Annotated in this window: 1 protein-coding gene and 1 pseudogene; both read left to right on the top strand. The window is 40.2% G+C overall.

From position 1 onward, the window contains the following. Positions 1–2,544: T9SS type A sorting domain-containing protein (locus tag LVD51_RS19775; RefSeq protein ID WP_236973112.1), on the top strand; the 2,544-nt coding region annotated here is incomplete at its 5' end. A gap of 1,345 nt (positions 2,545–3,889) precedes the next feature. Then, positions 3,890–9,363: pseudogene (locus LVD51_RS19770) on the top strand (hypothetical protein); the annotation flags it as partial.

Raw genomic sequence — 9,363 nt, 5'->3', positions numbered from 1 at the left:
GACTTAGGATTCTCTGGATACGGAGGTGCCTTAGGAGGTGAGTACCAGTGTGGAGACTATGACTTCGACATTACAGCATTGAAAAAATTCTTAAACTCAGAGACTGTAGAAAATCACTACTACCAAAAATTGGTTTGGTTGTGGGAAGATAGTTATGAGTGTGGAGAATTCGTAGTACATGGATGGATCTATGATATGGTTAAATATATCTTGTTGAATGACAATTGTAGCGGACCTGATGCAGACCACGGTAACAGATTGAAAATCGAAGAATTCGAAGGATTCTTGGATGCCATTACGGGCAAACCGGGATATGGTAAAGAAGTGAGCTATCTAGGAGGTGGATGGAGCCCAGCGATACCATTCAAATGTGAGGATGCCTGTGAGACACCGACCGTAGAATTATTGGTCATGGATTATTGGTGTAACTGGGGCAAAGGTTGGTTAGACGTAGAAGTAGAGGACAAATCTCAAGCCAAAGTACATAGTGCATTGGCTGATGTCGCCATTTCATGTGAGTCATACAACGTAAACTACAAATCTATCATCGAAGCGGCAGCAGCATACGGAGAAGGTGGATCAGCTATAGATAGCACAGGTGCATTTGACGCATTGAACGAAGCATTTGGATATTATGAAGCAGCATGGGTCAATAGCAATGGATTGATTACCGATGCAGCAGGCAATGAAATCACTATTGAGGACTTGCGATTTGCTATTGAGAACATTACTTGCGCTGAGACCGAAGAAGTGACAAAAGTAGCGGATACCTTGCACGATGGAACCATAGATTGGATCAATGTAACCGAGCGAACTACCAGTCTGGTAAATGATTCTATGGATCATTATCTCGGATTATTGGCCGTATCCTGTCAGTCTTCAATCCAACACCAAGATGTATGGGTAGATCTAGACGACTGTGGCAATGGTATAATCACCAGAAGATTTGATATTAGTGGAGGTTGTGGACCGAAAGCACCGAGCTTTACCTTGGAACAAATCATTTATGTGAATAGTGCTTGTGAATTGGGCATGTCAATGTTTGATACACCTGCGGATACTTATACTCAAGAGTCATCTGCCTGTGTAACTTCATTAGAAGCGGCAAGTACGGAATTAGCACCAAGTGTAACTGGAAAAGTGGAATTGAAAGCGGACTTAGTAGGAGCCTTGTGTAATTCGATCGCCATTGGGGTGAAGGAAGAATACATCAGTGAAGTACAAACCACTGGAACAGATGGTCCTCAAATGTATAAACTGACAAGAGTGTGGAATATTAGAGATTGGTGTTCTACCATTGAGAGAGATTACGAGCAAACCATAGTATTTGTTGTCGATGCTAATTGTGCGGCCAACAATGGCGATGTGAGTTTGACAGGTCAGATCACAGATCAAGACCAAGGAGCGATAGCAGAAGTAGAAGTGAAGGCTGTCTTGAACAGTGGAAGTCCATTGACAGCGGAGACCACGGGGAATGGCCAGTATGGCTTCAACCTCAATTATGGATCTTCAGTGAATATAGTACCACAGAAAAACACCGGTCATGGACAGGGCATAACTACCCAAGATGTGATAGCTATCCAGAGTCATGTAATGCAAGAATCTGTATTGACTAGCGATTTCGATAAAGTGGCGGCCGATGTAGATGGCAATGGTAAGATCAATGCCTTCGATATCTTGGAGACGAGAAGAATGGTGTTGACGCCAAATCGAAAGTTGGCCAATAATACGAGTTGGAGATTTTTCATGTCCGATGGAAGCATGAGAGAAAGTTTCGAATCGACTAGTTTGAGAGCGGACCAGAATATAGATTTTGTAGGAGTGAAGATCGGTGATGTGAATCGCACTGAAAATGTAGGTCGAAGTCAGAGAAGTGGATTGACAACTTTAAATTTGAGTGTGGTGGATCAAGGATTGATATCTGGTGAATTGTACCGGGTAGATGTTACATCTGAGAACTTCGATGAAATTACTGGAATGCAGTACACCTTAGCTTATGCGAACAATGCGGTAGAGGTAGAGTCTATCGAAGGGGGTGCATTGAACTTTACAGAGGACAATTACGTGAAATACCGTCCAGGATTTATCACGGCCTCTTGGAGTGAAGGGAAGGCCATTAGCGCATCTGAGAATGAGGTATTGTTTACCTTGGTTGTCCGAGCGAAAGCCGATGTATCATTACGAGATGTATTGTCAGTAAGCGATCGGGTAATTATGGCTGAGGCTTACACTGGAGCAGAGAAGTTGAAGAATATACAATGGCAGTACAATAGCAGTGATGCGATCTTTGCCTTGTACCAAAACACACCGAATCCCTATGCTGGTCAGACGGCTATCGGATTTACCTTGCCAGAAGCCTCAGAGGCTACCTTGACCATGTACGATGTGACAGGGAAAGTATTGAAAGTCATTGAAGGCAGTTACGGTAAAGGTTACAATAAGGTCTGGGTGAATAGTGAGGACTTTGGAATGTCTAGTGTCTTGTATTATCAATTGGATACGGAGAAGTACACGGCAACGAAGAAGATGGTGGTGATAAAGTAATAAGTAGAAATTAGATTATAAAAAAAGGAGTGGCTTGAATTTTCAGGTTGCTCCTATTTTTGTCAGTAGAATGATGACATTCTGGGTTATTGTGGTCTGCTCTGAAGCGCAATGACGATAAGACGATTTACGTTTTATGATGACGGAAAAAATTTTGAAAATGACTGAACATAATGCGAAGCATGATTGATCATCAATTGATCAATGGTGAGGATGACTGAATGAAGCTCACGACTGAATGTAGTTCGAAGAACCGTAGGCCTTAAATAGGTCTACGATGAGGGAGCCACGATCTCAGTGTCGTGGGTATGAACGAATGAAGTACACGACTGAATAAAGTTGCTCAAAGAGCAATCAGATGAACTAATTGTGAACGAGCAAAATACGAAGTATCTAATGTCCTAAACGGACATTGGGCGAGTGAAGTCGCAGCCACTGCGCTACGACGACACTGCATTTAAATTGACAAGTTTAAGTACTTGTCACAGTAATAATATAATTGCTTGAAGGAGCCACGACCACTGTGTCGTGGGTGTGAACGAATGAAGTACACGACTGAATAAAGTTGCTCAAAGAGCAACCAGATGAACTAAATGTTCAACTGATGAAGGAGCCACGACCACTGTGTCGTGGGTGGGTAGGGAAAGACCGTAAATCGGTCTACGATGAGAGAAGTCGCAGCCACTGCGCTACGACGAGACTGTATTTATATTGACAAGTTTAAAATTTCATTTTACATCAATAATATAGTATTTAAGGAACCGAAACCACCGTGTTTCGGGAGGGTTCGCCACTGCGCTGCGACGAGACTGCATTTAAATTGATAAGTTTAAAATTTCATTTTACATCAATAATATAATAGTATTGAAGGAACCGGGCTTCGACAAAGCTCAGCCACCGCTTCCACTGTGTTCCAGGTGGGTTTGCCAGGATAAATGAGCCGGGCTTCGACAAAGTTCAGCTATCGTTTCTACTGCGGCTCGGCGGGGTGGGTGAGCTTGTCAATTATAAATGTAATTTGTAGAATATGGTATATGTTGTTTTGAGTCATTGCAGATTTTTTCTATACATCAATATCAGTTTGCTATAAGTTCTTTTTGATTAATAGAGGAAAAGACTTTTTTTGCTTTTTGTTATATTGCAAATAATAAATTACATATTATTGCAAACTAATGGTTTGTGTTAGTTTATTGTGTATTCATATTATAATACATGTTTAAAATTTTAGATTTTTTTATAATGCAATATACTCGTTTATTATTTTATATTTTATCTTTTATATTGTAATCGTTTGTTAATAAATTTTATAATTTGCATGCTAATTTGTGTAATATAAAATTTGGCTATGAATTATCCTTTACCTCATAAAAGTACCTTCTTGGGTTGTTTGTTGATGTCGTTATTCTGTGTCTTGACATTTCCGTCGAATGGACAGATATATGTTGATGCCAGTGTTTCTCCCGGAGGCGATGGCAGTTCTTGGGCTTCCGCCTATGACGATTTACAAGAAGCCTTGACTACAGCTAGTAGGGGGGATTCTATTTTTGTAGCGGAGGGAACTTATTATCCAGTAAGTCCCTCAGATCCCGGAAATGTAACGATTATGGAAAGAGAAATATCTTTTTTGTTACCGGATAGTGTACGAGTTTACGGAGGATTTCCAGCAGGTGGAGATGAATTTGAAAACAGAGATTGGAAAACTTATGAAACCATCCTTAGTGGAGATATCGGCATACTGAATGTCAAAACGGACAATAGTTACCACGTTGTCTATACCCAAAATGTAAGCTCAGTCACGTTGGTGGATGGATTTACCATTACCGATGGTTATAGCTATGGTGGATCTATCGTTGCCAATGGAGGCGGATGGTTTAACGATGGTTCCGGTACAGGAAATGTGTCCAATCCAAGTATCCAAAATTGTATCTTTACTTCTAATGAATCGAGTAATGGTGGTGGTGTTTATAATGATGGAGGAGATGGAGGAGAAAGTTCTCCTGTGTTGAATAATTGTGTATTTGAGTCTAACTCAGCTGGTTTTGGAGGTGCTATTTATAATAATGGAAGTAGTAATGGAGTAAGTTCGCCTGGGGTCGTTAATTGTGTATTTACTTCTAATGAATCGAGTAATGGTGGAGGTGCTATTTTCAATTTTGGAAATAATGGAGGAGAAAGTTCACCTGAGTTAATCAATTGTGTCTTTACGTCCAATTCTGGTGGTCAAGGAGGTGCTATTTATAATTTCTCAGATGAAGGAGAAAGTTCACCTGCAATGGTTAATTGTGTGTTTGAGTCTAACTCAGCCCGAGATGGAGGCGCTATATATAATAATGGATTATTTGGGGAAATTTCCCCTACACTGAAGAATAGTATATTCTATAATAATAGTGCTGAAAGAGAAGGATCTGTATTCTATAATGATGAAGCTTCAGTTTCTATTTCGTACTCACTGTTTGATGAATCTTATAATGTTGTCAATCACAATTCAGATGTCATCGACGATGGTAATAATCTTTTTTCTACCGATCCTTTATTTGTAGATGCGGTTAATGGAGATTTTCATTTGCAGCTGACTTCGCCTGGCATCAATAGTGGAGATCCATCTACCATTGATACTTTATTTACAGTAGATGGACAAGAAGTGGATTTGGATCTGAGTCCTAGGTTTTCCGGCATTATCGACATGGGGGTGTATGAATTTGGTTGTGATGACTATAGTTTTACGGATGATATCATATATGTGGATTTATCTGCAACGGGAGGAAACAATGGAACATCCTGGACCGATGCCTATACAGATTTGCAATCAGCGCTTCAACTGTTAAATGTTTGCCCCAGTGCTGCCGATTCTATTTTTGTAGCGGAGGGTACATATTATCCAACTTCTACAGGGAATAGGACAATATCCTTTGTGATACCGGATAGTGTACGAGTTTACGGAGGATACCTAGCAGGTGGAGATGATTTTGCCAATAGAGACTGGGGTATCAATGAGACCATCCTCAGTGGAGATATCGGTGTGCAAAATGACAGTACAGACAATAGTTACCATGTGGTCTATACTCAGAATGTTAGTGATGCTACCCTGGTAGATGGATTTACCATTACTGGGGGGAATTCAAATTTGCATGGAGGTGGATGGTATAATGATGGATCTGAAATGGGATATATTTCCAATCCAAGTATTCGGAATTGCATATTTGTTGACAATGCTGCCAATGTAGCGGGAGGTGCTATGTATAATAATGGAATAAATGGAGGAGAGAGTTCACCAGTAATGACGAATTGCTTCTTTTTGAGTAATTATGCTAATATTACTGGAGGTGGTATTTACAATAATGGTGATGATGGAGAGAGTTCTCCTGTGTTAATCAATTGTGTTTTTGAAGACAATTCAGCAAATGTGACTAGCGGTGCTATTTATAATAATGGAAGATTTGGAGAAAGTTCGCCTAAGTTGATTAATTGTGAATTTACGTCTAACAGAGCCAAGTATGGAGGTGCTATTTTCAATAATGGTGATGAGGGAGGCGAGAGTTCTCCAGTGATGACCAATTGTGAATTTATGGCTAATATAGCTAGAGAGGATGGAGGCGCTATTTACAATAGGGGGAATAATGGAGGAGTAAGTTCACCTAAACTGAAGAATAGTATATTTTTTAATAATAGTGCTGTAGAAGATGGACCTGTATTCTATAATGATGAAGCTTTAGTTTCTATTTCGTACTCACTGTTTGATGAATCTTATAATGTTGTCAATCACAATTCAGATGTTACCGACGATGGAAATAATCTATTTTCAACCGATCCCTTATTTGTAGATGCGGCCAATGGAGATTTTCATTTGCAACCCATATCTCCTGCTATAGACAGTGGTGATCCAACTACACCGACCATTGATTTTTATATGGTCAATGGAATGGCAGTTGATTTAGATTTAAATCCGAGAGTAGAGGATGCCATCGATATGGGAGTCTATGAATTTAGTTGCAATAATTATTCCTTTATAGATGAAATCATTTATGTGGATTTTTCAGCGACTGGAATGAACAATGGGTTGAATTGGGACAATGCTTTTACTGATTTGCAATCAGCGCTTCAACTGTTAAATGTTTGCCCCAGTGCTGCCGATTCTATTTTTGTAGCGGAGGGAACTTATAAACCAACAGGTACTACCAATCGAACGATATCCTTTGTGATACCCGATAGTGTAAAAGTTTACGGAGGATTCCCAGCAGGTGGAGATGATTTTGTAAACCGAGATTGGGAAACCTATGAGACTATTCTCAGTGGGGATATTGGTGTGCAGAATAACAAAGGAGATAACAGTACCCGTATAGTGTATACAAAGAATGTAAGTTCTGCTACCCTAGTAGATGGATTTACCATCGCTGAAGCTATAGGGGCTACTACAGAAGGAGGTGGCTGGTATAACGATGGTTCTGGAGCAGGGAATATATCTAATCCTAGCATTCAAAATTGTATTTTTCTGTCTAATACTGCAAAATATGGTGGTGGTATATATAATAATGGCAGAGATGGAGGAGATAGTTCTCCCAAGCTGCTCAATTGTGTATTTATGTCTAATACGGGTAGTAATGGTTATGGTGGTGCAGTATATAATCAGGGTAATAATGGAAAAAGTTCCCCTAAATTGATTAACTGTGTATTTGAGGACAATTTTGCTTTTAACTATGGTGGAGCTATTTATAATAATGGAACTGGTGGAGAAAGTTCTCCTGAGTTGACCAATTGTGTATTTACATCGAATGAATCTTTTATGGCTGGAGGCGGTATTTTCAATACAGCTATAAATTATGGAGAGAGTTCACCCATTTTAATTAATTGTGTGTTTACATCCAACATTTCTGACGCTGGAGGCGGCATTGTTAATGAAGGTAGAAATGGGGGAGTAAGTTCGCCTGAGTTCATTAATTGTGTGTTTACGTCCAATTCTGCTGCCAGGGGAGGCGCTATTTATAATTTGGGAAATAATGGAGGAGTAAGTTCCCCTAAACTGAAGAATAGTATATTTTATGAAAATACTGTACTAAGTAGTGGACCTGTGTTTTATAATACTCTAGCTTCGGTTTCTATTTCGTACTCACTGTTTGATGAATCTTATAATGTTGTCAATCACAATTCAGCTGTTACTGACGATGGGAATAATCTTTTTTCTACCGATCCTTTATTTGTAAATGCAACCAATGGAGATTTTCATTTGCAGCTGATTTCACCTGCCATTAATAGTGGTGATCCTTCCACTATGGCTGATTTCTATATGGTGGATGGGCAAGAAGTGGATTTGGATCTGAGTCCTAGGTTTTACGAAATTATTGATATGGGGGTATATGAGTTTCCATGTGATCCTAGTCCAGAAACTATGAATTGTATTTCAAATATTCATCCAGCCATTGATGGCCAAGGGATGATGGAATTGTACATCAATGAAGTAGTGCCTAGTCTAACAGAATGTGCCAATCAGCTATCGGTCACCGTGACCAATGATTGGGGCGGCCAAGTATGGCGCGCAGAAAACCTAACTAGCCAAGATCTCATTATGGAAGGAGAGGACCTCTGTAATTATCGAGGGCAAACATTAACCCTACAAATATCGAATTCAATATCTAGCTGTCAGACCAGTCTGATTATCCCTCAATCGCCAAGCATCGTTTTGACATCGGATTTTCAATCAAGTAAGACAGCTAGTGACTACGACCTACCGACGGCAGACCTGAGTCGAGGAAAGATCGTCACCTATTGTGGGTATATTCCTGATGCCAGTCTTCATCCTCCCTTGGTTACCGTATCGTGTAATGAGGGTAGAGGTCCAGGGTATTACGGATTGGCAGTACAACCGGATTGGATTATGCCGATCAACTGTACTGTGAATACAGATACAGCAGAAGTAATCTTCCGAACTTGGGAAGTCTTCAATAAAGAAGGAGTCATGACGACATTGACCGATACCATCGTGGTGATGAGATTGCCGGCATTAATACCAGAAAACTTCGTAGGATATAAAGAAGATACGACCTACTGTGAAATAGATGCTGCACTGGAATCAGGAGAAACGGTCAAACGATATGCCGCTTGGAAGCAACCGATGGGTCTACACGACTACGAATTGCCCACTGATAGAATGGGAGCGGTTACTTATGAGCTTCCTGCCGCTGTGATAGCAACCGCCTATCAAAATGCAGGTAATCAAGATTTATTGGATGAATATTTGGCCTGTGTGATCTTAAAGAAAAACGATAAAACTCAAACCGAATATACGATAGGTGACATCTTAAGTGGTTCCTATATCAACGATGTTTTAAACGATGCTACTTCCACTCAATTGACTTATGGCACATTGAATATCGTAGCTAGATTGGCAGATGATTGGGAGAATCATTTAATTGCCTTGGTATCGCATCAATATTTTCCTTACCTATATCTAGAAAAAGGAGATAGAGTATTGTCAGCCGATGGCTATTATGAAGAAGTGACCGATGAATGGTTCTGGAATGGCAATGGCAATAGTCCGTATTGGTTTGCTGCAGGATGGCCTTCTGTGTATGGATCTGGTGACTGTATAAGATATTGTGATATAGCTGGTGAGGGTTTGGAGGATTGTGCCGTGAATGTATTGCTTCCTGTGTTGGAAGATGGAGTCGAAGGAGCTGTGGAAATTTGCTTAGATGATATTTCTGGCGCTCCACACTGCGGAATTACACTAACAATAGATGCCTCACCATGGACGGGAAGTTGTCCTCAGACCAAAGGACAAGAAGTGACAGTAAAACAAACTTGTTTCCAAAGATATTCTAATGG

The organism is Membranihabitans marinus (assembly GCF_021729155.1).
Taxonomy (GTDB): Bacteria; Bacteroidota; Bacteroidia; order Chitinophagales; family Saprospiraceae; genus Membranihabitans; species Membranihabitans marinus.
The sequence above is the reverse complement of the archived record's forward strand: the minus strand, read 5'-3'. Positions and strand labels throughout refer to the sequence as shown.